Source organism: Nocardia sp. CC227C, from assembly GCF_030767025.1.
Taxonomy (GTDB): Bacteria; Actinomycetota; Actinomycetes; order Mycobacteriales; family Mycobacteriaceae; genus Nocardia.
In genome coordinates, this window is sequence record NZ_JASITE010000007.1 from 292967 (window position 1) to 317910 (window position 24944).

General features: G+C 71.3%; 26 protein-coding genes. 9 read left to right on the top strand and 17 right to left on the bottom strand.

Annotated features, from left to right (window positions below):
* Positions 1–247: 247 nt before the first annotated feature.
* The 8 genes from QMO76_RS16945 to QMO76_RS16980 all read right to left on the bottom strand — a co-directional run bounded on the left by QMO76_RS16945 (position 248) and on the right by QMO76_RS16980 (position 7966).
* Positions 248–991, bottom strand: a complete 744-nt coding sequence (locus QMO76_RS16945; protein WP_306362262.1) for an arylmalonate decarboxylase — start codon at positions 989–991, stop codon at positions 248–250.
* Positions 988–1770 carry an SDR family oxidoreductase gene (locus tag QMO76_RS16950; protein WP_306362263.1) on the bottom strand — a complete coding sequence of 261 codons (783 nt, stop codon included), beginning with the start codon at positions 1768–1770 and terminating at the stop codon, positions 988–990. Before QMO76_RS16950 ends, QMO76_RS16945 begins: the two co-directional genes overlap by 4 nt.
* Positions 1767–2630, bottom strand: coding sequence for a hypothetical protein (locus tag QMO76_RS16955; protein WP_306362264.1), 864 nt, complete (start codon positions 2628–2630; stop codon positions 1767–1769). The genes QMO76_RS16950 and QMO76_RS16955 overlap by 4 nt, the downstream gene beginning before the upstream one ends.
* Positions 2631–2688: 58 nt before the next feature.
* Entirely contained in the window at positions 2689–3384 is a 696-nt protein-coding gene (locus QMO76_RS16960) for a hypothetical protein (protein WP_306362265.1), read from the bottom strand.
* Entirely contained in the window at positions 3381–4502 is a 1122-nt protein-coding gene (locus QMO76_RS16965; RefSeq protein ID WP_306362266.1) for an aromatic ring-hydroxylating dioxygenase subunit alpha, read from the bottom strand. The genes QMO76_RS16960 and QMO76_RS16965 overlap by 4 nt, the downstream gene beginning before the upstream one ends.
* Positions 4503–4510: 8 nt before the next feature.
* A complete protein-coding gene (locus QMO76_RS16970) occupies positions 4511–5458 on the bottom strand; it encodes a dienelactone hydrolase family protein (RefSeq protein ID WP_306362267.1) in 948 nt (315 codons plus the stop codon).
* A complete protein-coding gene (locus tag QMO76_RS16975; protein WP_306362268.1) occupies positions 5455–6264 on the bottom strand; it encodes an oxidoreductase in 810 nt (269 codons plus the stop codon). Before QMO76_RS16975 ends, QMO76_RS16970 begins: the two co-directional genes overlap by 4 nt.
* Before the next feature lie 94 nt (positions 6265–6358).
* Positions 6359–7966, bottom strand: coding sequence for a carbon-nitrogen hydrolase family protein (locus QMO76_RS16980; protein WP_306362269.1), 1608 nt, complete (start codon positions 7964–7966; stop codon positions 6359–6361).
* 307 nt (positions 7967–8273) lie between these two features.
* Here QMO76_RS16980 and QMO76_RS16985 point away from each other — a divergent pair, with 307 nt between their 5' ends.
* Genes QMO76_RS16985 through QMO76_RS17000 form a run of 4 tightly spaced genes read left to right on the top strand, consistent with a single transcriptional unit; the run spans position 8274 to position 11010 of the window.
* A complete protein-coding gene (locus QMO76_RS16985) occupies positions 8274–9527 on the top strand; it encodes a hypothetical protein (protein ID WP_306362270.1) in 1254 nt (417 codons plus the stop codon).
* A complete protein-coding gene (locus tag QMO76_RS16990) occupies positions 9524–10099 on the top strand; it encodes a neocarzinostatin apoprotein domain-containing protein (protein WP_306362271.1) in 576 nt (191 codons plus the stop codon). Before QMO76_RS16985 ends, QMO76_RS16990 begins: the two co-directional genes overlap by 4 nt.
* 18 nt (positions 10100–10117) lie before the next feature.
* Positions 10118–10702: a hypothetical protein gene (locus tag QMO76_RS16995; protein ID WP_306362272.1), complete on the top strand. Its 585-nt coding sequence runs from the start codon at positions 10118–10120 to the stop codon at positions 10700–10702.
* Positions 10699–11010 carry a Dabb family protein gene (locus QMO76_RS17000; RefSeq protein WP_306362273.1) on the top strand — a complete coding sequence of 104 codons (312 nt, stop codon included), beginning with the start codon at positions 10699–10701 and terminating at the stop codon, positions 11008–11010. Before QMO76_RS16995 ends, QMO76_RS17000 begins: the two co-directional genes overlap by 4 nt.
* A 55-nt stretch (positions 11011–11065) precedes the next feature.
* Here the strand turns inward: QMO76_RS17000 and QMO76_RS17005 are convergent, their stop codons facing one another.
* The 7 genes from QMO76_RS17005 to QMO76_RS17035 form a co-directional block, all read right to left on the bottom strand.
* The gene (locus tag QMO76_RS17005; RefSeq protein WP_306362274.1) at positions 11066–11464 is read right to left on the bottom strand and encodes a hypothetical protein; all 399 of its coding nucleotides are present in this window, start codon (positions 11462–11464) and stop codon (positions 11066–11068) included.
* Positions 11465–11685: 221 nt separating this feature from the next.
* Positions 11686–13113 carry an aldehyde dehydrogenase family protein gene (locus QMO76_RS17010; RefSeq protein ID WP_306362275.1) on the bottom strand — a complete coding sequence of 476 codons (1428 nt, stop codon included), beginning with the start codon at positions 13111–13113 and terminating at the stop codon, positions 11686–11688.
* Positions 13110–13241 (bottom strand): hypothetical protein, encoded by a 132-nt coding sequence (locus tag QMO76_RS17015; RefSeq protein ID WP_306362276.1) that lies wholly within the window; start codon positions 13239–13241, stop codon positions 13110–13112. The genes QMO76_RS17010 and QMO76_RS17015 overlap by 4 nt, the downstream gene beginning before the upstream one ends.
* A 389-nt stretch (positions 13242–13630) precedes the next feature.
* The gene (locus QMO76_RS17020; protein ID WP_306362277.1) at positions 13631–14773 is read right to left on the bottom strand and encodes an NAD(P)/FAD-dependent oxidoreductase; all 1143 of its coding nucleotides are present in this window, start codon (positions 14771–14773) and stop codon (positions 13631–13633) included.
* The gene (locus tag QMO76_RS17025) at positions 14770–16158 is read right to left on the bottom strand and encodes an aldehyde dehydrogenase (protein ID WP_306362278.1); all 1389 of its coding nucleotides are present in this window, start codon (positions 16156–16158) and stop codon (positions 14770–14772) included. The genes QMO76_RS17020 and QMO76_RS17025 overlap by 4 nt, the downstream gene beginning before the upstream one ends.
* Positions 16155–17399, bottom strand: a complete 1245-nt coding sequence (locus QMO76_RS17030) for an acyl-CoA dehydrogenase family protein (protein ID WP_306362279.1) — start codon at positions 17397–17399, stop codon at positions 16155–16157. The genes QMO76_RS17025 and QMO76_RS17030 overlap by 4 nt, the downstream gene beginning before the upstream one ends.
* A gap of 38 nt (positions 17400–17437) precedes the next feature.
* Positions 17438–17923, bottom strand: a complete 486-nt coding sequence (locus QMO76_RS17035) for a flavin reductase family protein (RefSeq protein WP_306362280.1) — start codon at positions 17921–17923, stop codon at positions 17438–17440.
* Positions 17924–18073: 150 nt separating this feature from the next.
* Here QMO76_RS17035 and QMO76_RS17040 point away from each other — a divergent pair, with 150 nt between their 5' ends.
* Complete coding sequence (locus tag QMO76_RS17040; RefSeq protein ID WP_306362281.1) at positions 18074–18859, top strand: IclR family transcriptional regulator; 786 nt, start codon at positions 18074–18076, stop codon at positions 18857–18859.
* Between the two features lie 11 nt (positions 18860–18870).
* Here the strand turns inward: QMO76_RS17040 and QMO76_RS17045 are convergent, their stop codons facing one another.
* Positions 18871–19578: a hypothetical protein gene (locus QMO76_RS17045; RefSeq protein WP_306362282.1), complete on the bottom strand. Its 708-nt coding sequence runs from the start codon at positions 19576–19578 to the stop codon at positions 18871–18873.
* 147 nt (positions 19579–19725) lie between these two features.
* Between QMO76_RS17045 and QMO76_RS17050 the strand changes: the two genes are divergently transcribed.
* Complete coding sequence (locus QMO76_RS17050) at positions 19726–21048, top strand: deoxyribodipyrimidine photo-lyase (RefSeq protein WP_306362283.1); 1323 nt, start codon at positions 19726–19728, stop codon at positions 21046–21048.
* Positions 21049–21077: 29 nt separating this feature from the next.
* On the opposite strand, the gene QMO76_RS17055 is transcribed toward QMO76_RS17050, so the two are convergent.
* Positions 21078–22049 carry an SDR family NAD(P)-dependent oxidoreductase gene (locus QMO76_RS17055; RefSeq protein ID WP_306362284.1) on the bottom strand — a complete coding sequence of 324 codons (972 nt, stop codon included), beginning with the start codon at positions 22047–22049 and terminating at the stop codon, positions 21078–21080.
* 128 nt (positions 22050–22177) lie between these two features.
* Here QMO76_RS17055 and QMO76_RS17060 point away from each other — a divergent pair, with 128 nt between their 5' ends.
* Genes QMO76_RS17060 through QMO76_RS17070 form a run of 3 tightly spaced genes read left to right on the top strand, consistent with a single transcriptional unit; the run spans position 22178 to position 24815 of the window.
* A complete protein-coding gene (locus tag QMO76_RS17060; protein ID WP_306362285.1) occupies positions 22178–22786 on the top strand; it encodes a lipocalin family protein in 609 nt (202 codons plus the stop codon).
* Positions 22783–24114 (top strand): NAD(P)/FAD-dependent oxidoreductase, encoded by a 1332-nt coding sequence (locus tag QMO76_RS17065; protein WP_306362370.1) that lies wholly within the window; start codon positions 22783–22785, stop codon positions 24112–24114. The genes QMO76_RS17060 and QMO76_RS17065 overlap by 4 nt, the downstream gene beginning before the upstream one ends.
* Positions 24111–24815 (top strand): DUF1365 domain-containing protein, encoded by a 705-nt coding sequence (locus QMO76_RS17070; RefSeq protein ID WP_306362286.1) that lies wholly within the window; start codon positions 24111–24113, stop codon positions 24813–24815. The genes QMO76_RS17065 and QMO76_RS17070 overlap by 4 nt, the downstream gene beginning before the upstream one ends.
* Positions 24816–24944: the final 129 nt, after the last annotated feature.

Below are 24944 nucleotides of genomic sequence, written 5' to 3' on the forward strand. Positions count from 1 at the left end.
CTCGGTGATCCGGCGACGCGGTGGTGATCCGGCGACGCGGTGGTGATCCGGCGACGCGGTGGTGATCCGGCGACGCGGGGGTGACCCGACAGCGCGGGGTGATCCGACGACGCGGCGAATGACGAGCGACCTCGTGCGGGCCGACAGGCGCGGGGGCGTAGTGGAGCCCGTGACATCGGCGGCACGGCTTCGGCGCATCGCCGATGCGCCGAAGCCACGTCGAGGGTCGGTGGTCAGCGGTCCGTGGTCAGTGGTCGCGCAGCAGCGCTCCCGCCCCCTCCACACGGTCGTGGATGTGATTGTCGCGCAGCGCCATCCACCAGGTCGCCGCATTGATGGCGATCACCGGTTTGCCGAGCCAGCGCTCGGCCTCGTCGGCCAGCCGCACCATGGACAGGTTGGTGCCGCACTGCACCAGCGCGTCCACCCCGGCACCGTCCACCTCGCGCAGCGCCGTGCGCAGTTCGTCCTCGGTCACGTGCGCGATGGACACCGCCGTCGGGCAGCGCAGCCCGCGAATGGCCTTGACCTCGAAGCCGAGTTCACCGAAGAAGCGCACCACATTCTCGTCGCCCACCGGCTGGTAGGGCGTGACCACGCCGATCCGCTCCGCACCGTACAGCCGCAGCGCCCGTCGGCACGCCTCCGCGCCGGTGGCCACCCGCAGTCCGGTGATGTCGTGGATCTGGCGCACGAACTGCCGATTGCCCTCGACACCGCCCCAGAACGTCTCGGCGGACATGCCCATGACCATGTAGTCGGGTTCGCAGGTCAGCACGCGTTCGCAGGCGGCTCCGATCTCGGCGCGGATCTGCTCGAGCAGCCGCCCCATACCGGCGTCGTCGTTCATGTTCTGGTCGCGAATGTGGATGCGGCCGAAATGGGCCGTGACCCCCGGGACGGCCATGCGGTAGAAATCGGGTTCCACGATGGTGTTGGTCGAGGGCGCGATCACCCCGAATTTGCGCCGCCAGCCCAGTGCGTCGGTCATGGGTTCCTCTCCGTGTCGAACAGGTCGCGGCGGCGCACCGGCGCGAGGGCGAACCGCCCGATGATCTTGCGGGTGGTCAGCCAGCGCACGTGCGCGCCATTGCGCCGCTTGTCGAGCGCCCGCGCGGCCAGCCAGGGCGCGACCGTCTCCACCGGATCGGCCAGGATATTGAAGATCCTGCGCGCCTTGGCCAACTCGTCGGGATCGTCGTAGCCGTGGGTGAGCAGGTCGGTGACGACCATCCCCGGACTGAGCAGCCCGACCGACACCCCGGCCGGGACCTCGGCGGCCAGCGCGGTGGTCAGGTAGGTGACCGCGCGCTTGCTCGCCCCGTACACCCCCAACCCGGCGACGGTGCGCCCGTCACTGCCGAGTCCCTCCATATTCCAGATATGGCCGCCGCCGTTCTCGGCCATGCCCGCCACGGCCACGGCGCAGCCGTTGAGCACGCCCAGCAGATTGGTGTCCAGCACCGTGCGGGCGGTCTCGACGGGCAACTCCCACAGCGGTTTCCGATCGTGGGAGACGCCCGCGTTGTTGATCCAGACGTCCACGCCGCCGCACTGCCGCACCGCGGTGTCCCACAGCTGCCGCACCTGCTCCCGGTCGGTGACATCGGCGGTGACCACCACCGCGTGATCGGGGAGTTCGGCGCGAATCCGCTGCACCCGCTCGGCATCGCTGCCGCACAGCGCGACCCGGTGACCGCGCTCGAGCAGGGCGCGCACCATGCCCAATCCGATGCCGCGGGTGCCGCCGGTGACCACCACCGTGCTCATGAGCGCTCCAGCACGCCGTGCATGACCGCGGCCAGGCTGTTGTGGTCGAACATCTGGTACACCACGGCCATCCTGCTGCCCGCGCCCATACCGGGTTCGGCGTCCATCATGAATTCCCGGCCGAGCAGCCGACGGCCGTCGACGGTGTGCAGGCGCACGAAGTTCGCTCTGCCGTAGGAGTTCCCATTGCCCCACACATCGGGCCCCTCGTGGAAGGAGCGCACCCCGTCGCGGCGCACCGTGATCCGGGAATCGGATTCGACCGGGCCCGACATGACCAGGCGGTGCTCGGCCACCAGCAGGGTCACCGGATCGATCTCGAGCTCCATGCGCAGCGCGCCCAGCGGCTGCTGGTCGGCAGACCACAGCTCCAGCTCACCGGCGTAGCGGCTCTTCTCCTTGGTCGGCACGGTGAACACCACCGGACCGCAGCGGGTTTCGGCCTCGACCCGCTGCTCGACCAGGTCCGGGTCGCGGGTGTAGAGACCGTCGAACACCCCGACCAGCGCCGGACCCTGGTACAGCACCGATGAGTACACCTGGGTGTCGCCGAGGGTCTGGTTCCAGGTCTGGAGGCCGACCTGCCAGCCCGGACCGTAGTAGTTGGCGTCCACGAATCCGCCGTAGGGCTGGCCCGATCCGAAGAAGTCCGGGCCGGTGTAGATCCGGTCGGCGTCGGAGTCGCGGACGCCGAACGCGAACGGCGCACCGAGGGCGAAACGGCCCGCCAGCGTGCCGCCTCCGGTGAGGCCGCCATCCATGTAGTAGGTGGTGGTGCCGTTCTCGTGCACCGACGCGCGCCGGATGTCCTCGAAGCCGCACCAGGTGCCGTTCGCGTCGAACAGGGAGGGGCGGCCCACCCATTCGCCCGCTATGCGCTGCTGAAAATGGCTCGGAGCGTTGATGGCGATACCCCTTTCACTGTCCGGCGAGCAGTTCGCCGCGTACCCGCTCGGCCTGTTCCACGCCGAGCAGTCGGGCGACCCGCCCCCATACGGGGTCGACCTCCGGGCTGAACAGGTTGGCGCGCTGTATCCGGTCGCGTACGGCGAGTTCGGCGTCCACGGCCGGAACGCCGTTGTCCACCAGCGTGAGCCAGTGCTCGAGATACCGGTCCACGGTGGCGTCGAGAGCCTTGAACGCGGCCTCGGTGGCCCGGCACACCACCATCCACGGCGACATCATGGCCCGCTGCCGTGGCCCGATGGCGGCGGCGGAGAGACCGTCGACGCGCCACGCCTCCTCCAGCGGCGCGGTCAGCGGCCCGAAGGCGGCGTCCAGGTAGTCCAGGTGCACCGCCGGGTCCACGCGCGGGATGAGATCCAGGTGCATGGCGTGGTAGTCGCCCGCGTACACCGCGTCCAGGGTGAAATGCGGTACGGCGGAATCGCTTCCGGTGAAGGCGAAGACCATATGGCTGTCGAGGCCGATGGGCGGCACCACCAGGTCCACCACCACCGCCTTGTCGATGGGTTCGCCGCGCAGCACCCGCAGCCGGCCCACCGGATCGGGCGATACGGGACCGGTCAGCGGCAGATCCTCGGCGACGGTGAGGCCGAGCGCGGCGCTCAGCGCCGACAGGGTGCGCTCGCTCAGCGCGGTGGGCAGGCTCATTCGGCATTACCTCCGGTGCGGGCCTTGTGCACCCAGGCACTGGCCAGTTCGGGATTGTCGTGGCGGGCGGGGGAGGCGATGACGGTCGCGGCGCGGCGCGGCGAGTCGCCGGTGATGATGTCGTCGTCGCCGACCCACCAGCCCTGTTTGCGCAACTCCAGCCGTCGCCGCCGGTAGGCCACCTGAAGGGCGTCGCTGCGGACGTGCAGTTCGTCGGCGAGGTCGAACGGCAGCAGTTCGGGCCGCTGCGATTCCACCACCGGTCGGTCCTGGAGCAGAATCTTCTCGATGCGCTTGCGCGCATTGCCGTCGGCCCACGCGCCGGTGAAGAAATTTCGATAGCCGAGAATCTTCACCAGCGTGCGGTCCTGGGAGAGCGGGATATTGAAGTCGTAGAGCAGCATGTCGCCGATGGGCAGTCGGATGTGCAGCTTCACGATGTTCGGCAGGTACCACGCATTGGTCACCGTGACCGATTCCGGGCGGGGCCGCCGCCGGGCCAGCAGTCCCCACAGTCCGGTGGGCAGCGGCGGACTGAGCTGGATGTCGGCCTCGGCCGACCAGTCCGTCTGGCGGATGCGGAAATCCGGGATCTCGGGCTTGTCGGGATTGCCGAAACTGGTGCCGTGCACGAACGGCGTATGCGCGGCATCGACCACATTCTCCAGCGCCCGTTCGTAATTGGCGTCGATCTCCATGTCGAACCGCACCTCCCGGAACTCCGGGTCGTCGTGTTCGGGAATGACCGGGATCGGCGGCCGCTCCGCTTCCGGGAGGTCGCCCAGGAACGCCCACACCATGCCGTAGCGCTCCATGGTCGGGTAGGCGTCGATGCGCGCCTTGCGGGGAATCTTGCGCTCCTCGGCATTGGCCGGGATCTTCACGCAGACACCCTCGCTGTTGTACTGCCAGCCGTGGTACGGGCAGGCGATGCGGTCGCCGGTGACCGTGCCCATGGACAGCGCCCCGCCCCGGTGCACGCACAGATCCGACAGGCAGGTCACCGTGCCGGAGCGGGTGCGGAACAGCACGAAATCCTGTCCGAGGCAGGTCACCTTCCGGGGCTGCCGGCCGATGCGGTCGGCGAATTCCAGGGCGTACCAGAAGTTCTTCAGCATGGTGGTTCCTATCGCCGGGTCAAACGCAGTGCGGCATCGTCGAATTCGGCCAGTTCGGTCTTGGCCGCGGCATCGCCGCGCAGATGCGTCCGCAGGAATATCGTGACCAGGCGCGCGAACGACGGCATCGCGTCGGTGTCGCCGGGGCCGTCGAGGAAGGCGCGGGCGGCGGTGGGATCGGCGTCGGCGATGCCGAAGTGATTGGCTCCCGGCGCCTCCGCGAGCAGGTGATCACCGTCGGGCAGCGCCTCGGTGAAGGTGCGCCGCACCGGATCGGGCCGGTCGTCGCCCTCCTCCCCGTAGCGGTCCGCGCTGCCCTGGATGACGCCGTCGCGTGAACCCACGCCGAGCAGCACCGGGCAGGCGGTCTGGGCGGGCAGTACGGTCCCCGGCTCCCAGCCCAGCATGGTGGCCACCAGAGTGTGTGCGCCCCAGGCGAAGACGGCCGCGATCTCGGGGAAGAAGCGCGCGGACTGGAGTGCCACGGTGCCACCCGCCGAATGCCCGCCCAGGGCGACACGCTCCAGGTCGAGCGCTCCCCGCAGCGGCGGCTGCTCGTTCAGCTCGGCCAGCGCGGTCAGGACCGCGCCGATGGTCGGGCAGGTCGGGCGGGTGCCGTAGGCGTCCGGGCGGGCGGCGTCGAGATCCACGCCCGGGGTGAGACCGCGCTGGCCGCCGAACAGTTCGGCGACCCGGTCCAGGGTGACCACCACGAATCCGGCCGCCGCGACGGCGGTGGCGAAGCGTCGGTAGGACTCCTGCCCGACATTGACCCCGGACAGGAACACCACCACCGGGTAGGGTGCGCCCGCCGGATCGGGTGGGAACACGCCGGTGAGCCGTTCGGCGTCGGAACCGCTGGCGACGGCCGGGTAGTAGACCTTCAGATGGGCGGTGTCGAACGGCGCGGTACCGTCGGTGCGCGCCGACCACCACAGGGAGCGAATCAATGTCATGCCGTCGGCCTCGGCAGTTCGCGGTCGCCGCCCCAGAGCGCGCGCACCAGGCGCTGGGTGAGCTCGGGTCCGAAGAACCGCTCGCCCATGACATTGGCCGGGTCGCGTTCGGCGATATTGCGGCGGACGGCCAGATCTCGCTGCGCGAGCGCGCGGCGTTCCGCGGCGGGCACCGGCTCGGCCTCGTCCACCCAGCCCAGCCACTGCTCCACCCGGGTGGTCAGCACCTGCGCCACGGTGTCGAGATTCGGTCGCGTCGGCGGAAAGGAATAGCAGTACGCGGTGGGGGAGAGGCTGCCGCGGATGAATCCGGTACGGCTGGTGAACCAGGTGAAATCCGGATGGTCGCGTTTGAAGTCCAGCCAGGGTTCGTCATTGGGGGCGTAGAAGTCGTCGAAGTACGCGCCGTCGCCGACCAGGTCGCCACGCGGAACCGCGTCCACGTAGAACCAGCCCTCCGGCCACAGCAGCAGCGCCGACCCGAGGTGCGGCACCCGGATGTGCGGACCCAGCCATGCGGTGAGGTGCAGGTTCACGAAACCGGTGCGTGGATCGCCGATCCAGGAGTGCACCAGCCAGTCGATCTCCGGTCCGGAATAGGCGGCGAGGCTGCCGGAGGGACCCGCGGCGGGGTCGCCGTAGGTTTCCAGATCGGACGTCGAGGGATCGCGGGTGAGCGCGAAGCGTTCGGCGATACGGGACTTCAACCCGCTCAGCAGCGCCCGCCACTCCTCGAAGGTCTCGGTCACATCGGCGCGCGGGGTTTGGTCGACCAGCTGCTCGACGTGTTGCAGGGTTTCGCTCATGGCTGCTCCGGAGTCGTCGATTCGGTTGTCACACGGCTGCTTTCGTCGGATCGCGGATTTCGTCAGGACACGGGTTCATCGGGACACGGATTCGTCAGGACACGGGTACGGAGTCGAAGGGCCGGCGGGGGCGATCGGCCACCAGATCGGTCCCCCGGGAGACCAGTCGGTTGGCGGCCTGGGCCGGTCGGATCCGGGCGCGGACACCGGTGCCACCGGCCGGTACCGCGGTGATGTCGGGGTGGCTGATCACCCCGGCGAACGGGCCCTGCCACGCGGTCCAGAGCGTGAAATCGGGGCTGAGCGCGTAGATTCCGCCGCTGAGCGCACCGTCGCGGCCGGTCCCGGCCGCCACCACGTTGAGCCGGTTCTCCGCCGCCCGTTCGGGAAGCCCGAGACTCGTTTCCCAGGCTTCGGCGGGAGTGTGGGACACCGCGACCACCTCGGCGTCCTGAATGGCCGCCAGCCGGAAGGTCTCGGGAAACAGCGCGTCGTCGCCGACCACGAGAGCGATTCGGCCCCACGGGAGTTCGACCACGGTGAGGGTGGAGCCGGGGGCGGCCGGCCATGGGTGGCGCGCGGTCGGATGCAGCTGCGGCTGGCGCGCCACCACCCCGTCGGCGTGCACCAGCAGACCGTGGTGAGCGACGCCTTCGCGGACCGTGGTGACGGCGTACGCGGTCGTGCCGCGCAGCGCGTCGGCGAGTTCGGGAACCGGGATGGCGGCCAGTTCGGGCAGCACGATCAGGTCGGCACCGGCGGTGGCCAGGGTGCGGACGATATCGGGATCGGGTAGCGCGACCGCGGCGGTCACCGCCTCGGCGCCGGGCTCGGCCCGTGGCGCCGCGGGTGTGGCGAGCAGCGGCCGATAGAGTTCGGGACGCCGGGCGGCGAGCACATCGGTGCCGTCGGGCCGCCGTTTGTCGTCGGCGCGAGCGATCTCGATATCGGCGACCACCACGGCCTCCCCGCGCGGCGGCGCCACGGCGACCCGGCTGCCGTCGGGGGCGACGATCTGGCTCTCCCCGGCCCCGTCCAGGCGGTCCGGCGGCACCCCGAGCCGGGCGGCGATCTCGGGCAGCCGGTCCGCCGGCAGCAGCGGGCCGACCTTGTTCGCGGCGATCACCCACACCTTGTTCTCGGCGGCGCGCACCGGTATATGCAGCGCCGCCTCGTCGACGGCGAAGGAGTTGAGGCTGTTGAGCAGCACCTGCGCGCCGCGGACGGCGAGCGAGCGGGTGACCTCGTTGACGACGCCCTCCATGCAGGCGTACATGCCGATGCGGCCGAGCGCGGTCTCGATGATCGGCGAATCCTGGCGGCCCGCATCGAGGTAGTCGTTCTCGGCGCCCATGAGGATCTGCTTGTCGGCCCGGCCGAGCAGCTCGCCGCCGGGGCCGAAGAGCAGTGAGGCGCCCGTGGTCCGGCCGTGGGCGTGCGCGAGCGTGACGCCGATCTTGACGAATACGCCGTGGTGCGCGGCACGGGCGGCGATGGTGGAGAGAAAGGAATCTCCGAGCTCGCACGCCATTCGGTGCGCATGAGCGCGGTCGTCGTACCAGGATAGGTGGTTGCAGAACTCGGGGAGGACCACCAGTTCGGCCCCCGTCTCGGCGGCGGCGTCGATCATGCGGACGCAGGTGGCGAGATTGTTCGCGACATCGGTTCCGACCGCGAACTGCGCGGCCGCGACTCGGGTCATACGTGTGCGCCCTTCCACTCCGGATAGTGTTTCGTACATCGAAACACCGTTTCCATAGTCTTGATTCTGTACCCGGTGCCGGGATCTGTCCAGCGGCGTCCGCGGATTTCGCGTCGCGGTAATCGCGGGCGGTCCGATCCTGCTGTTTCCCTTGCGGTGAGGTCTGTTTCGCCTTGACACCCGCTGGAGGTGCGGGTTCAATATGGCAATTCCGAAACTGCGTTTCCATCAGAGAAACGCTCGCAGGAGGTAAGGATGACGACCTGCGATTCGCAGCGATCCTCGTTCCCCCGGTCGGAGGGTTGATATGCGAACCGATCGAATCGGGCTCGCCGCCCTGGTGCTCGCCGGTGCCTGGGCGGGTCCGGTGGCGGGCGGGCAGCTGGTATTGCTGAGCAAGCCGTTCGGCGGCATGGTCGGCGTGCCCGGGACGGCGATCGGCTATATCGCGCTCACGGCGCTGGTCACCGGCTCGGCGGCCGGAGTCGTGGCGGTGTGGCGACGGTGGTCGCCGTCCTGGGCGGCGGGGGCCGGGATCGTGGCCGGGGCGGCGTTCACAGCCGCCGGGATGCTCTCCGGCCCGGTGCCTTTCGTCGCCGCGCTGCTGGTCGCGAGCGCGGCCTGCGGCCCGCTCATCGCCATCGGCCGAGTCCTGGTCTGGCGACGGCCGCGCGCGCTGGCCGGATGGCAGGTGGCGATGACGGTGGGCGTGGCGGTCGCGGCGGGTACGGGCGGCCGCTGGATCGAGACGCCCGGTACCGCGCTGATCGTCGCGGGGATCGCGGTAGGGCTGCACAGTGCGCTGGCGCTGGGAGTGAAACGTCCTACGGAAGAGGTCATGCCGATCAGTGCAGGTGCTGCCGGTGCTGCCGGAGCTGCTGGTGCCGGAGCTGCTGGTGCCGACGGTGCCGGTGCCGCTGCCGGTGCCGACGGTGCCGGTGTCGGTGTCGGTGCCGACGGTGCCGGTCTCGGTGTCGGCGCTGACGCCGGTACCGGTCTGTCGCGCCACGATCTCCTGCTCGGTTACGCCGCCGCTGGATTCGTGCTCGGCGGAACCATACTGCCCGCACTACACCTGCTGCTCTTCCGCTGGGAAGTTTTCGGTGCCGACCAGGTGGGGTTGCTGATGCTGGCCGCCGTGCCCGCGGGTATCGCGGTGGCACTGCCGGGTCCGCACGCGAGCGCCGTTCCGGTGCTGCTGATCCTCGCCGCGGGCGGTCCGGTCCTGGTGTCCACGGCTCCGGGCGCCGCCGGTGTGGCGATCGGCATCGCGGTCACCCTGGCCGCGGGGGCGCGGGCGGCCCGCGGTCTGGACCGCACGGCCGCGATCACGCCCGGACACCCGTGGTGGGCGGTGTTCACCCTGCTCGTCGTGCTGGTCGCCGGAGTGCTCGGCCTGGGCGCGGTGTCGCTGCTCGCTTCCCGCTTCGGTACGGGTACGGCGCTCACCGCGCTCGCACTGCCCGTCCTGGTCGCCGCCGCGCTGTACGCGCGCTCGGCGCGTCCCCGACCGGCGCGAACCAGCGCCGCCCACCCGGTGCTCGAAGGAGGGCTGCCATGATCCGCGCGGCCGCGGTCTGTTCCATCACGCTGGCGGCGCTGGCCGTCACCGCACCCGGGTACGCGGCCCCGGAGGACCCGCCCGTGCTGTCGGTGACCGCCAGTTCCGGTCTGGCAGAGGGACAGCGAATCACCGTGGACGGCAGCGGCTTCCGCCCCGGACTCGCCGCCGTCGCGGTGGGGCTGTGCACGCAGGGCTTCGCCAACGGGCTGCGGGACTGCGATCTGGAGGGCGGGGCGACCTTCGTCAATATCGCCGCCGACGGCACCATTCCGACGGTAACCCTCACCGCGCGGGCGCGTTTCGGCGATATCGACTGCACACAGCGGCAATGCGTGATCGCCGCCGCACCCCTGCCCGGCACCGAACCGCAATCGGTGATCGACGCCAATTCGGCGCAGATCCCCGTGGACTTCGCCGGTTCCCGACCGCCCACGACCACCACGACCACCACGTCGGCCACCCGCGTCGACTCCGAGACCACCGGCCCGTCGACGGCGCTCTGGTCGGTCACGGCCGCCCTGCTGTCCGCCGTCGCTCTCGCCGCGCTCGCCGAGCGTCGGCGCTTGTGACATCCCCGAGGAGGAAATATGAAGTCCACCGTCCTGCGCACCGCCGTACCGGCGGCCGCCGCCACCCTGGCGCTGCTCATCGGCAGTCCGGCGGCGTTCGCCGCGCCTACCCTGGAGGTGAGCGAGAGTTCCGGTGTCGCGCCCGGACAGGTGATCACGGTGAATCTGGCGGGGCTGCCGCCGAATCTGCCCACGGTGGCCGTGGGCCAGTGCACGCCGCAGATCACGCTGCCGACCGACTGCCAGCTCAGCGGCTCGCTCATGGGCCGGTCCGATGAGCAGGGCGTCTGGCAGCCGACCGGCGGGCGAGAGCTGGCTCTGGTCGAGGCGGTGGGCGGCACCGACTGCACCGCCGCCCCGGGCGCCTGCACCGTCGCGGTCACCAGTCTGACCGACCCGTCGAAGATCCTGGCGGCCGTCCCGCTCACCTTCGGCGCGCCGGAGACCACGCCGCCGTCCACACCGCTGGCCGATGCCGACACGACCGAAGCGGCCGGGGAGGACAGCGATACCGGCATGATCGTCGCCATTGTGGCAGGCGGGGTGGCACTCGCGGCCGTGGCCGCCGGACTGCTGGTGATGCGTCGCCGCGGCAGCCGATGAGCGCCGGAGGGATGGGCACCGACGGGGCGCTCACCCACGTGGTGCTCATGAAGTTCGCCGATCGCGCGGACAGTGAGCGCGCGGCGGAACTGCTGCGCGGCCTGGCGGGCGAGGTCCCGCACCTGAGATCGCTGTCGGTCGCGCTGGACGAACTCGGCACCGATGTCTCCTACGACCTGTGCCTGGTGACCACCCACGACTCCGGCGCGGAACTGCTTGCCTACCAGGGGCATCCGGCACACCGCGAGGTGGCGGCCTGGCTGGTGCCGCGTCTGGCGGCGCGGGCGGTGGTGGACTATCACTCCTGAGCGGGGGCGGCCGGTCCCGGCTCGCGCCCCTTCACCGTGCGGTGGCACACCGCGATCAGCGCGGCCCGCAGTTCCTCGTCGGGTATCCCCGCCAGGGGCCCTCGTCGAGGCGAAGGGGATGGACCGCGATGGTGGTCATGATCATGGTGCGGATACGCAGCGCCCGCAGCGCGTGCACCGCCGCGGCGGCCCGAGGGGTGGCGGGCTCGGGGTCCGCCCCGAAGTAGTCGTGGGCGCGCCGTTCGTGGCGGGCCGCGTACTCCGTTGCCAGCGTTCGTGATCCGGGCGTCGCACCGCCGTGCGACTGACCGGAGAGCAGGCGGAAGGCGTCGGGGTCGCGGATGCTCCAGTCCCAGACGGCGTCGACGATCCCTGCGCCACGGTGCTCACCGAGGAGCAGCGGAAGACGTTGGCGGAGTTCGTCTCCCGGGGTGGGCGTCGGCCGGTGCTGCACGGCACCAATGCCGCCATCGAACTCCTGGGCTGACGGAGCCGGGTACGGTCTGCTATTTCATGCTCGGCCACTGTCGCGGTCGCTACGACCTGCGCGACGTCGGGTATCGCCGATCTGGGGCGCGCCGACCGGGCGGCTGGGAGTCCCCGGCGTTCCGGACAATCCTGGCGTCGCTGCGTGCACTGGGCGGTGACCGGCCGGATGCGTGCCGAGGTGGACGGCTACCGCGACGTCGCGTCCGGGTAGGCGCGCGCGGGCATGCCCGCGCCGCCGGGGCGGAACGCGGCCGGGGCGTGGATCACGGTGCTCTGCACGTACTCTCGCAGGCCCTCGTCGGCGTATTCGCGGCCGAAGCCGCTGCGTTTGATGCCGCCGAACGGTGCTCGCAGCGACATGCCGGTGCGGTTGTGGGTGTTGACGAAGGTGAATCCGGCCTCGAGCCGGGCGGCGACGGCGAGGGCGCGGTCCTCGTCGGCCGACCAGACCGAGGCGGCGAGCCCGAAATCGGAGTCGTTGGCCCGCGCGAGCGCCTCCTCCTCGCTCTCGTAGGTGAGCACCGGGACCAGGGGGCCGAACTGCTCCTCCCGCACTAGCGCGGCGTCGTCCGGGAGATCGAGGGCCAGCGCGGGCGCGACGTAGTACCCGCCGGAGGTGTCGGCCGGCAGATCCGCGAGCGGGATGAGCCACCCGCCCCGATTCCAGGCGTCGGAGATGAAGTGGTTCATGCGCTCGACGGCGGCGCGATCGACCACCGGACCCATGGTCACCCGTTCGTCCAAGGGGTCGCCGACGGTCAGGACGCGCCGGGCCGCCGCGAGATAGGACTCGACGAACTCGTCCAGGCGGGGGCGAGGTACGTACAGCCGCTTGGCCGCCATGCACACCTGACCGGAGGTGGCGAAGGAGGCGAGCACCAGGCGCTCGTAATCGCCCGGGGTGAGCGCGAAGTCGTCGAGGAACACCGCCGGATCGTTGCCGCCGAGTTCCAGCACCACCGGGGTGAGCGCCGAACCGGCCGCCGCGGCGATCCGGCGGCCCGCCTCGGCCCCGCCGGTGAAGGCCACCTTGCCGACCCGCGGATGGGCGATGAGCGCCCGCACGGTCTCCGGGCCGCCGTGGATCACGTGCGTGGCGGGCAGCAGCGCCGCCAGCTTCGACACCGTGAGGGGCGCGAGCGGAGACGGCTTGAGCACCACCGCGTTCCCGGCGGCGAGGGCGGGACCGAGTTTGAGCGCGGCGAGAATGATGGGCGCGTTCCACGGCGTGATCGCGGCGACCACCCCGAACGGCGCGGGGGTGCGCTCGATCCGGCCGAACTCGTCGTCGACGACCGAGCCGTCCAGCACGCGCGGCGCGTTCGCGCACACCCACCGCAGATACGCCGCGGCGAAACCGATCTCGCCCCGGCAGTCGGCCACCGGCTTACCCGTCTCCCGGGCGAGCAGCACACTCAGCCGCGCGGTCGCGTCCGCGAGCGCGTCGGCGGCGGTGCCCAGCACCGTGAGGCGGCGTTCCAGCGGCAGCGCCGACCACCCCAGGAAGTCCCGATGCGCCTCGCGGACAACCGGATCCACCGCGTCGGCCGATGTGACCGGCACCGTCCCGACGGTCTCGCTGGGACGCGCGGGGTTCTCCCGCGAGATTCTCATCGGTGCGCTCCGTTCTGTTCGCCCCGGCCGTCCAGGCCCCCGTGGCCGATGCCCGTCGCGGTCTCCTCGACCGGGGACGCGAGTATGGCGTCGCGGATGCGCGACGCGCTGGCGTCGGATCTGGTCAAGGGGGGTACCGCGCGGCACGTGCTGGTGGTCGGCGTCGAGAAGGCGTCGGTGGCGGGCGATTCCCGCGGCTCAGCAGGCCCACCGTGCGGGTGGGGGTACTCGGCGGTGGCCGGGTCTCGGCCATTCCCGGCGGTCTTCAGGGGGCGGGGGTGACGGAGTGAGCGCGGCGGCTGTCCCGAGCAGCTGTCCGGTGTGGCCTTCGTGCGTGACTCCGAGGCGGGCGTCGTACCGATCGGTTCCGGTGCGGCTGGATGATGGGCAGCGAACGGAGCCGAGACAGCCGTCCCCGCGCGAGGATCGGCAGTGTTCGGGCGGGCGCGTCGTCCGGTGGCGGCCGGGTACGCCGGGGTGGTGGGTATCGCGGCGTGGGACGCCGTCGCGGGGCGGGTCACCGTGGCATCTCCAGTGAGTCGAGCAGGCAGGCGCGTCGCAGGTGGGCGCGGGCGGCGATCGGGTCGGCCGCCAGTGCGCGCAGGTGGTCGTGGAAGGTCCGATCCTCGTCGCGCAGCCGCCGCCAGTTGTCGTGACTGGTGCGCTGCACGTAGTCGACGGCGACCGTGCGCCGCCGGGCGGCCACCGCGTCCAGTGCCGCTTCCGGGCCGCCGCCGAGCACATCGGCCAGTGCGGTGGCCAACTGGACGGCGTCGTGGATTCCGCTGTTCATTCCCATTCCGCCGAGCGGATTGTTCACGTGCGCGGCATCACCCATCAGCAGTACGCGGCCGTTGCGGAAGGAAGGCGTGACGCGCTGGTGCACCCGGTACAGCGAGGCGTGCCGGATGCGCCACGGGCGGCCCAGATCCGCGACGGCCGCCAAACGCTGTGGCAGGCGCGACCATTCGAGGTCGTCGTCGGAGTCGGCGGGGGTGGGCAGCAGCACCCGCCAGTGTTCTGGGGTGCGCAGCAGCACCAGCCATTCGTCCGGGTCGAATACGTAGTTGATCGGTGCGAGGCCGGGCAGCGCCGCCACGAGATCCTCGTCGACCGACGCGACCAGGAACCGTTCCGGATAGGTGCTGCCGTCGAATCCGGCCCCGATGCCGTAGCGGACCGCCGAATGCGCGCCGTCCGCGCCGATCACCCAATCGGCGCGCACCGGCCCCCGCGACGTGTGCAGCACGGCCCCGTCGTCGGTGGCGTACAGACCGCGCACCTCGTGGCCGAAGCACACCCGGGCGTGCGCGGGCAGCGCGGCGAGCAGGATGGGCGTGAGTTTGCTCTGCTCGCACTGCACCCGGAACGGATAGTCGGTGTCGTCGGCGAGCACGCCCAGATCGAGCGTGGCGATCGCGCCGCCGCCGCGTTCCCGGTATTGGAATGTGGGCGCGATGATGCCCTGGGCCAGCAGCGGTTTCAGCACCCCGAGCTGCGCGAGCATCTCCAGCGTCGGCGGATGGAAGGTGGAGGCGCGCGATTCGGCGGCCAGGCCGCCGCCCTGTTCGAGCACGGTGACCGGGACCCCGCGGCGGGCGAGGGTGAGCGCGGCGGTCAATCCGACCGGGCCCGCGCCCACCACCACGACGGCGGTCACGGCGTGTGGAGGGCGAAGCGGCCCTCGACGCCGACCACCCGGGCTCCGGTGAAGAAGCGCAGGGTTTCGGTGGTGCCCTCCTCGCCGAGTCCGGACAGCCCCCAGGCCGGGCGCGGCGTCATGAGGTGCAGGCTCATGATCGACGACCCGTTGACCTTGACCTCACCGGCGCGAATCCGGTGCGCCACCGTGAGCGCCAGCTCCTCGTCGCCGCCGCACACATAGCCCTCCAGCCCGTAGGGCACGGCATTGGCCAGTCGCACCGCCTCCTCGACGGAGTCGTAGGTGACGGTTCCGGCGACCGGCCCGAACACCTCGTCGGCGAGATCGCCGGCGAGCAGCGCGGGTTCCAGATAGTTCCCGCCGCCGGGCAGCGTGCCGAAGGCATGGAAGCGGCGTCCGGCCAGCGCCGCCCGCACGCGGTGGACATGACGGGAGTGGATGAGCGGACCGAATTCCGTCTCCCGATCCAGCGGCGGCCCGATACGCAAGGCGGCCAGCCGTTTTCCGGTGGCGTCGAGAATCTCGGCGGCGCGCTCGGCGGGCAGGATCAACCGGCCCAGCGCCCGGCACCACTGGCCGTTGAGGGTGGTGAGCAGTTCGGCCGCCATGCGCGCGGCGGTATCGAGATCGGCGTCGGGCAGCACGACGAGGGGATTGTTGCCGCCCAGTTCCAGCTGGCACGGCCGCAGCAGCGGAGCCGACACGGTGGCGATCGAGCGGCCCCCGGGCAGACCGCCGGTGAAGGAGACGGCCTTGACGCGCGGATCGGCGACCAGCTGCGCACCGGTCGCAGCTCCGCCCTGCACCAACTGGAACATCCCGGCGGGCACCCGCTCGGCGATCACCTCGGCCAGCGGAATCGCGCTGTAGGGCGCGAATTCGCTGACCTTCAGGATGACCGGGCAGCCCGCCGCGAGCGCATTGGCGACCTTGTGCGCGGCCATCGGGGCGGGTGCGTTCCACGGCACCAGGCACAGCGCCGGACCCAGCGGCAGCCGCCGCACCCGCACCCCCTCCCGGTCGGCCCGCAGCGCCCCCGCCCGAAGCTGTTCGGCGGCAAGGCGGAACGCACCCGAGACGATCGCGCCCAGCGGCTCGGTCTGCCGGATCGGCACGCCGGTGGCGCGGGCGTCGAGTTCGGTGATGCGGGGCAGCAGCGGCTCCAAGGCGTCGGCGATGGCGTCGAGGATCTCCGGGGTGACGGCTCCGGATGCGTTGTCCGCCACCGCGAGTGCGCGCTCGACACGCTCCGGGGCGGTGGCGACGGCCCGCGCCACCGGCATGCCGGTCGCCGGATCCTCCAATGCCGGACCGAGATCCACGGTCGGCGTGCCCCGTTCGCCGTCGATCAGGTCGACGATCTCGGGCAGCGCCGCGCTCATCGCGCCGCCCCCGGAGCGGTGGTGAACAGCTCGTTGGCCTCGGCGTCGGTGACGATGCGCGCCACCTCGAGCATGCCCCGCTCGGCCGGGAACGTCATGACCAGCCCCATGGCGAGATCGCGCAGCGCGCGCCCGGCCGGACCGCCCATGGACGCCGCCGAGGTGCCGCCCGCCTTGAGCGCGCCCAGCGCCACCTGGAAGCAGGCCTCGGTGACCGCGCCCTTGCCGAGCCGCCACTGGGTGAACACCTCCGACTTCGGCTTGATCGGCGGCTCCGCGGTCTCGATGCTCAGCTGATAGCGCAGCCACAGGTACGCGGTGCGCAGCTGGCGGGTCATCTCGCCGATCAGCACCTGGTGCACGGGGGAGGAGGCGATGGGCTCCCCGGTGTCGGCGAAGGTCTTGCGCGTGGTCGCGGTCAGGGTCTCGTCGTAGGCGCGCTGGGCGCAGCCGGTGTACACCGCCGCGATGGCGAGCTGATTGCCGACGAAACTGCCTCTGCTCATGGTGAGCATCTTGGTGAACGCGCCCGGAACCGCAAGGGCCTCGTCCTCGGGGATGAACACCTCGTCGAGCCGGATGCCGTTGTTGGCGGTGGCCCGCATACCGAGTCCGTCCCAGGGGGCGCGCACGCTCACCCCGGGTGCGTCGCGCGGTACGAAGAAGGTCGCCAACCCCTCGGCGGTCTCGTAGCCCTCCAGCTTGGCCGAGGTCAGGTAGTAGTCGGCCACCCCGGTCGCGCAGCCGAAGGACTTCTCGCCCTGGAGCATCCAACCGCCCTCCACCTTTCGCGCGGTGGTGGCGATGGTGATGTTGGCCTTGGCGGTCTTCACCGACTCGGAGGCGAAGTTGGCCAGCCACACGCCGTCGGCCATGCGGGTCAGCACCTTCTCGGCGAAGGCACGCACCACCGGGATCTCCTCGGCGGCGAAGAGTCCGGCGTCGATCGCCTCCAGCGGCAGCAGCCCGCGCGAGGCGCTGGTGTTGTGGAAGAAGTACGCCAGCGCCGTGGACGGGCAGGCCGTGCCCATGGCGAAGGTGGCGGCGGCCAGATCGCGCAGGGTGCCGCCGAGGCCGCCGAACTTCTCCGGCACCACCAGGCCCAGCAGTCCGGCATCGCGCAGCAGTCCGAGATGCGAGGCCGGGAAGGTGGCGGTGCGATCCGCCTCCTCGGCGGCGGCGCGCAGGGCGGGCAGCACCGCGTCGACGCGTTCGGCGCGCTGCCGTTCCGCATCGGTCATATCTTCGACTAGCCGTTGGCCGGTCGGTCGTTCGGCGGTCATCGGGCAATCCCCTCGTGGTAGGTGCGGTCGTGGTAGATCAGCGGGGGTGCGGGCCGCGGCCGGGCGGCGTCCTCGACCAGGCCGAGCACGATGGTGTGGTCTCCGGCCGGGTGGCAGGCGGCGACCGCGCAGTCCAGCCAGGCCACCGCGTCGGTGAGGATCGCCGCTCCGCTGGGCGCGGTGTCCCAGTCGCCGACTGCGAAGCGGGCGGCGGGATCGCCGCTCGGGGTGGCGAAGCGCCGTCCGATCTCCTCGTGGTCGTGGCCGAGCACATTGATCGCGAACACTCCGCTGCGGCGGATGAGTCGGCAGGTGGTGCTGGCCGTCGTCAGGCTGATGGAGACCAGCGGCGGATCCAGGGCCACACTGGTGAAGGAACTGGCCGTCATGCCGTGTCGCCCGCCGTCGTCGCGGATGGTCGTCACCACGACGACACCGGTGGCCCACTGCGCCAGCACCGCACGGAGATTCGTCGAACTCACGGGCTTTCCGTTTCGATAGAGGAAACGCTGTTACGCACAAGGTAACGCTGCGCGGGAGTGTGGTGCAAGCGGAGCGGCGAAAATGGCCAGTACTCGCGGGATTCGGCGGGGCGTTTCCCAATGGGAAATGGCGTGCCCTAAGCTGTAGGCGTGTCGGACACCGAGGCCGAGAATCAAAGTCGTTCCATCGCCGCCGTCGAGCGCGCCATGGATGTATTGCTGCTGTTCGGCCGAACCGGGCGACCCGATCTAGGCGTCACCGAGATCGCCAACGAACTGGGCCTGACCAAAGCGGCGGTGCATCGCATCCTGACGGCGCTGCGCAATCGCGAACTCATCAGCCTGGAGCCGACCACCCGCCGCTACGCACTCGGCCACGCCGCCATCGCGCTGGGCCGTGCCTATCTCGCGCGCACCGATCTGCGCGTCATGGCGGCCCCGGAGCTGCGCCGACTGGCAACGCTCACCGGGGAGACCGCCACCCTGTCCATTCGGCGCGGTGATACCCGCATGTACGTGGACCAGGTGGTGCCCGATCAGGAACTTCGGATGGAAGTCGCCCTCGGCGTGCCGTATCCGCTGCACGCCGGCAGCTCCTCCAAGGCCATCCTGGCCTTCCTGCGCAAGGAGGAGATCGACGAGTATCTGGACCGCCACGAGCTGACTCCCTTCACCGACGCCACCATCACCACCCCGCGCAAGCTGCGCTCCGAACTGGCCGAGGTGCGCAAGCGCGGATACGCGATCTCGTTGGGGGAGCGGCAGATCGGCGCGGCCTCGGTCGCGGCCCCGGTGCTCGACCACGACGGCGGCGTGGTGGCCGCGATCAGCGTGTGCGGACCGCTGTCGCGCTTCGAGCCGCGGTTGCAGGAGTACGTGCCGATGCTGCAGAAGGCGGCGGGCGCGGTGTCGGCACAGCTGGGCTATTCGGGCTGAGCGCGCCGCCCTCACAGGTCCGCGCCGGGCTTGAGCACGCCCAGTGCCGCCGCCGCGAGCACACTGCCCCAGATCGCCCACACATAGGGCAGGCAGCCGTCCACGCTGCGTCGCAGGGTGCGCTCCACCGACTCGCTGGAGCCCGAGGACATCAGGGTCGCGAAGGCGGGGCCGAAGGGGCGCAAGGTCATTCGGATGCCCAGCCCCGCCGCGATGGCGATGCCGTAGAGCACGATCTTGCCGCCGAGCCAGCGCGGATCGGTGCTGACGCCGAACGGCTCGGCGGCCACCAGCGCGTACCCGCCCGAGAGCACCGCCCCCGCGACGACGGCCACCCGGATGGCGAGGTCGGCGCGATAGATGCCCGCGATGCGTCCGTGCGTGCGGTGCGCGATGACGGCCAGTGTCAGCCACACCGCCGCGAACAGCCAGACCGCCACGACGAACCACCAAGGGAAGAAATCGATTCCGAACAGCGACGCGCCGTGCGGCTCCAGGGCCATCAGGGTGACGCCGCTGGGCAGGAACAGCACCAGGCAGATCTTCGGGCCGAGATCGAGTCCGCTCATGATGGCCAGTGCGGAGGACCGGGCGGCCGGGGTGAGCTTCGGATCGATCACGAAGCGGCTGGAGTAGTACACGCCCAGATCGCCGCCCAGCCAGAATACGAACAGCACCAGGTGCAGCAGGATCCACCAGCCGTTCGGATGCGCTCCCATACGTACCTCTGTTCTCTTGTGCGAAACACCGTTTCGTAAGCGGATACAGCCGATAGTGTCACATCGACAGGGCATTTCCACAAACGCGGGCGTTCGCTACCGTCCGGTGTGAATCGGTTATGCATCGATTCGGATTATGATGGCGAGATGGCTGCCTCCATCGCGCTGTTCACCCGCGACCTACGCATGCGTGACAATCCGGCGCTCGCCGCCGCCCACCGCGAGGGGACGGAGGTGGTGCCGCTCTTCGTCGTCGACGAGGCCATCCTGTCGAGAGCGGCCGCGCCGAACCGGGTGCGCTTCCTGTGCGCCGCGCTCACCGAACTGGACGCGGAGCTGCGGTCCCGGGGCGGACGGCTGATCGTGCGGCACGGGCGCGTGGTCGACGAGGTCGAACGGGTGGCGGCCGAGGTCGGGGCGCGCACCGTGCACATCGCCGAGGACGTGAGCCACTACAGCCGCCACCGCGAGAACGCCCTGTGGGAGCGACTCTCGGCCGGTGGCCGCCGGTTGCGCACGCATCCGGCGTCGATCACCGCCGTGGATCCCGCCGAGGTGAAACCCGATACCGGCCGCGGCCACTACGCGGTGTTCACGCCCTATTTCCGCCGCTGGCTGGAAACGCCCGTGCGGCGGCCGCTGCCCGCCCCCGATGCGATGACCGTGCCCGAGATCGCCGGCGATCCGATACCCGACCCGGCCGAGCTGTGTGGCGCGCCGGGTTCGCCGGGCCTGCGGGTCGGCGGTGAGATCACCGGGCGTGAGCTGCTGGCGCACTGGTTGTCCGGGCCGGTGGAGCAGTACGCGGACCGCAAGGATCTGCTGGCGGTCGAGGGCACCTCGGGCCTGTCGCCCTATCTGCACTTCGGCTGCCTGTCGGCGGCGGAGGTGGTGTGCCGCACCGATGCCTCCACCGCGGGCGGCCACGCCTTCGTGCGGCAGGTGGCCTGGCGCGACTTCCACCACCAGGTGCTGGCCGACCGCACCGAGGTCGCACGCGCGGACTACCGGTCCGAGAGCCGGACCTGGGTCGACGACCGCACGGGCCTGGAAGCGTGGCGGGCCGGGCGCACCGGCTACCCGGTCGTGGACGCGGCCATGCGGCAGCTGCTCGCCCAGGGCTGGATGCCGGGGCGGGCCCGCCTGATCGCGGCCAGCTTCCTGAGCAAGACGCTGCGCGTGGACTGGCGGCTGGGGGCCGCGCACTTCGAGCGCTGGCTGGTCGACGCCGATCTCGCCAACAACCGCCTGAACTGGCAGTGGGCCGCCGGAACCGGTACCGACACCCGGTCCAGCCGGGTGCTCAACCCGCTGTTGCAGTCCGAACGCTACGACCCCGACGGGGAGTACGTGCGCCGCTGGCTGCCGGAGCTCGCGGATCTGCCGGGCGGTGCGGTGCACCGGCCGTGGCGGGCGGACGTGCCCGCCACGGTGTATCCGGCCCCCATCGTCGAATTCCGGGGCATGTGACCGGATCTCGGCGATCGACCAGCCGAGCTTCAGTCGCGTGGGCCGTGCGGGTCGATACCGGCCGCCGCCGCGCAGTACCGCCACACGCGCTCGCGGTCGCCGGGCAGGTCGCGGGTGCGGTTCGAACAATGCGTTGGCCGCGGCCGCCGATCGTGCCAGAACTGCCCGGACGGCACGTCGGCGGCGGCCAGCCACACCGCCGTGTCCGCGCCCTCCGCGGCGGTGCGCAACAGCGGCCGGACCAAGCGCCGGAAGCCGGGGAGGGCCGAGCTGATGCCCGGGGTGTCCACCCAGCCCGGATGCATGGCGTGCACCGAGATACCCTGCGCGGCATAGCGTTCGGCGAGTACCGGGGTGAGTGCCACCTGTACGCGTTTGCTGCGCGCGTACGCCACCGCACCCCGGTACCGGCCGGTGCGGTATTCGAGGTCGGCCACCGGCAGCGGTTGGGTGTACATGCCGCCCGAGGACATGAGAATCACCCGCGCCGAGTCCGACCGGGCGAGGGCGGGTGCGAGCAGTTCGGTCATCAGCAGCGGGCCGAGCACATGGGTCGCCAGGGAGAGTTCGTGGCCGTCCGGGCTCTCGGTCCGGGTGGGCGGCAGCACCCCGGCATTGTGGACCACGATGTCGAGCGGTTCGCCACTGTCGGCGCGGGCGCTGGCGTAGGCCCGCACGTGCGCCGAGTTCGCCACGTCGCACCGGTCCACGCGCGGTGCGCTGCCGGCAACGGCGGCGGCGATGTCGTCGGCCGCGCGACGGCCGCGCTCGGTATCGCGCACCAGCAGCGTCACCTGCGCGCCGAGCCGGGCCAGGCCGGTCGCCGTCGCCTTGCCGATGCCCGAGTTCGCGCCGGTGACCAACGCGCGGCGGCCGCGCAGCGCATGCGCGGGGATCGGCTCCCAGGACCGCCGTCGCCAGTGGAAGCCGGGGCGGGTGTAACCGAGCACCACGGTTCGGTCGAGTAGGGCGTCGAGTCGATCGGCGGGCCGGGAGGGCATGGTCGGTCACCTTCCTGCTGGCGATGCGTTCCGTTCGCGCTGCATCGTTTTTGCATCGTTTCTACGCTACGCTGTGGACACCAGCACGTCGACCGAATCCCGCGACTCGCGCGAAGGAGTGGAGAACGATGAAGGCACATCGACGGCACCGGAGAATGTCGGCGGTCCTGCTCGCGGCGGCGGCCGCGCTCACCGGCGGCCTGTTGTTCCCGGCGTCCGCGGCGGCGGCGCCCGTGACTTCCGCGCCCGTGACTCCGGTGCCGCGGCTCGACGTCGAGCGGTACCTGGGCACGTGGCAGCAGCTGGCCGCCATTCCGCAGCCGTTCAACCTCGCCTGCGCCCGCGACACCCGCGCCGACTACGGCCTCGCGCCCGGTGGCGACATCACGGTCCGCAACCGCTGCACCACCTGGTTCGGCACCACCGACGAGATCGTCGGCAGGGCCGAGGTGAACGACCCGGTGACCAAGGCGCAATTGGGCGTCACCTTCTGGAACCAACCCGACCCGCCCACCAACTACGTGGTCACCGCGATCGACCCGGACTACTCCTGGGCGCTGGTCGTGAACCCGGAGCGCACCTCCGGATTCGTGCTCTCGCGCACCCCGACCCGCAGCGCGGACGACTGGTCCGCCATCCGGGCCGCCATCGACGCGGCGGGCATGAACTCCTGCCTGTTCCTGACCTCGCCCACCACCGGCGGCGATGAGCGGATCGTGCCGCTGTGCGAGCGTTGACCGGAGCCAACCGCCGGGTGGCGGTGATCGGCAGCGGCGTGTCGGGGCTGACCGCCGCCTGGGTGCTGGCCCGCGACGCCGATGTGGTGCTGTACGAGGCCGACGGCCGGTTGGGCGGGCACGCGCACACGCACCGGGTGGCGGCGCGCCGCGACGGTTCGGGCGACGCCCTCGGCGTCGACTCGGGATTCCTGGTGCACAACGACCGCACCTACCCGACCTTGCTGCGGCTGTTCGGCGAATTGGGCGTCCGCACACAGGAATCCGATATGTCGATGTCGGTGCGTTGCGACGGCTGCGGCCTCGAGTACGCGGGCGCGAAGGGTCCGCGCGGACTGTTCCCGGAAGCGGGCACCCTGCGGCGCGGCCGGTATCTGGGCATGCTCGGCGAGATCCTGCGCTTCCACCGGCTCGCCCGCGACGAACTCGCCGACCACGGGGGCGACGCCGGGCGCACGCTCGGGGAATTCCTCGCGGCAGGCCGGTTCTCGCCGTATTTCACCTCGCATTTCATGGTGCCGCTGGTCGCCGCGGTGTGGTCGTGCCCGCCGCGGCGGGCGCTGGAGTACCCGGCGCGGTACCTGCTGACCTTCCTCGACCACCACGGCATGCTCACCGTGTTCGGGTCGCCGCCCTGGCGCACCGTCACCGGCGGATCGGCAGGCTATGTGCGGGCCATCGCCGACCGGATGCACGCGGTGCGGATCGGGACCCCGGTGCGGGCCGTGCACCGGGGCGCGCGAACGGTCGCGGTGCGCGACGACGCCGACCGGGTGGACTTCTTCGACGCCGCCGTCATCGCCACCCATCCCGATCAGGCGCTGCGGCTGCTGGCAGCCCCGACGACGGCCGAGTCCGAAATCCTGGGGGCGCTGCCGTATTCGGTGAACCACACCATCCTGCACACCGACGAATCGGTGCTGCCGCGCCGCTGCGGCGCGCGGGCCTCCTGGAATTACCGGCTGCCCGATTGCGCCGCCGCCCCCGACCGCGTGCTGGTCAGCTACGACGTCACCCGATTGCAGCGGCTGACCGGGCTCGCCGACCGGCGCTTCCTGGTCACCCTGGGCGACGGCGACCGGGTCGCGCCCGAGACCGTGCTCGCCACCATGACCTACGAACATCCGCAGTACACCCCGAATTCCATGGCCGCGCGCCGCCGCCTGCCCGAAATCGGCGATCACACGGTGGCTTTCGCGGGCGCGTACCACGGGTGGGGGTTCCACGAGGACGGTGCGCTGTCAGGGCTGCGCGCCGCCGAACGCATCGGCGGCCGGTGGCCGCGGCGCCCTGCCGCGGTTCCCGTTGCCGTAGGCGGGCAGTCGTGACCGCGCCGCGGCTGGTGCGGACCGTCATCCGGCACACCCGCACCGAACCGGTCCGGCACCGGTTCAGCTACCGCAGCTACAGCTGGCTGGTCGACCTCGACGAACTGCCGTCGCTGCCGTGGTACCTGCGGCCGTTCGCGCGCTTCGACGAGAGCCGGGACGCGGTGGGCGCGCGGGCCGTGGTGGACCGCTGCCTGGCCGACGCCGGGATCGACGCGGGCGGTGGGCGCGTCCTCATGCTCACCAATGCTCGCGTGCTCGGCTACGTCTTCAATCCGCTGACCGTGTACTGGTGCCACGACCGCGCCGGAGCGCTGCGCGCCGTGGTCGCCGAGGTGCACAACACCTACGGCGGCGTGCACCGCTACGTGGTGGAACCGGACGCGCACGCGGAATCGACCGTGGACAAACGGTTCTACGTCTCGCCGTTCAATTCGGTGACCGGACGCTACCGGCTGCGCACCCCGGTGCCGACCGACCGGCTGCGCCTGGCGATCGTCCTGGACCGGCCGGACGGGCGAACCTGCTTCGCCGCCAGCATGTCCGGACGCGTACTGCCCGCCGACCCGCACACCCTGCTGCGCGTGCTGCTCGCCCACCCGCTGGAGACCTGGCGGGTGACGGCGCGCATCCGCTGGCAGGGGCTGCGGCTGTGGGCGCGCGGCCTGCCGGTACTGCCTCGACCACAACACATCTCGTAGGAGGCTGTCGTGACCACATCCCACTGCCCGCGCGCGAGCGCACCGGTCGACCCCCGCGACGCTGGGCCGCGTGATGCCGGGTCGTGTGACGCTGGCCCGCGTGATGCTGGGTCGCGTGATGCCGGGTCG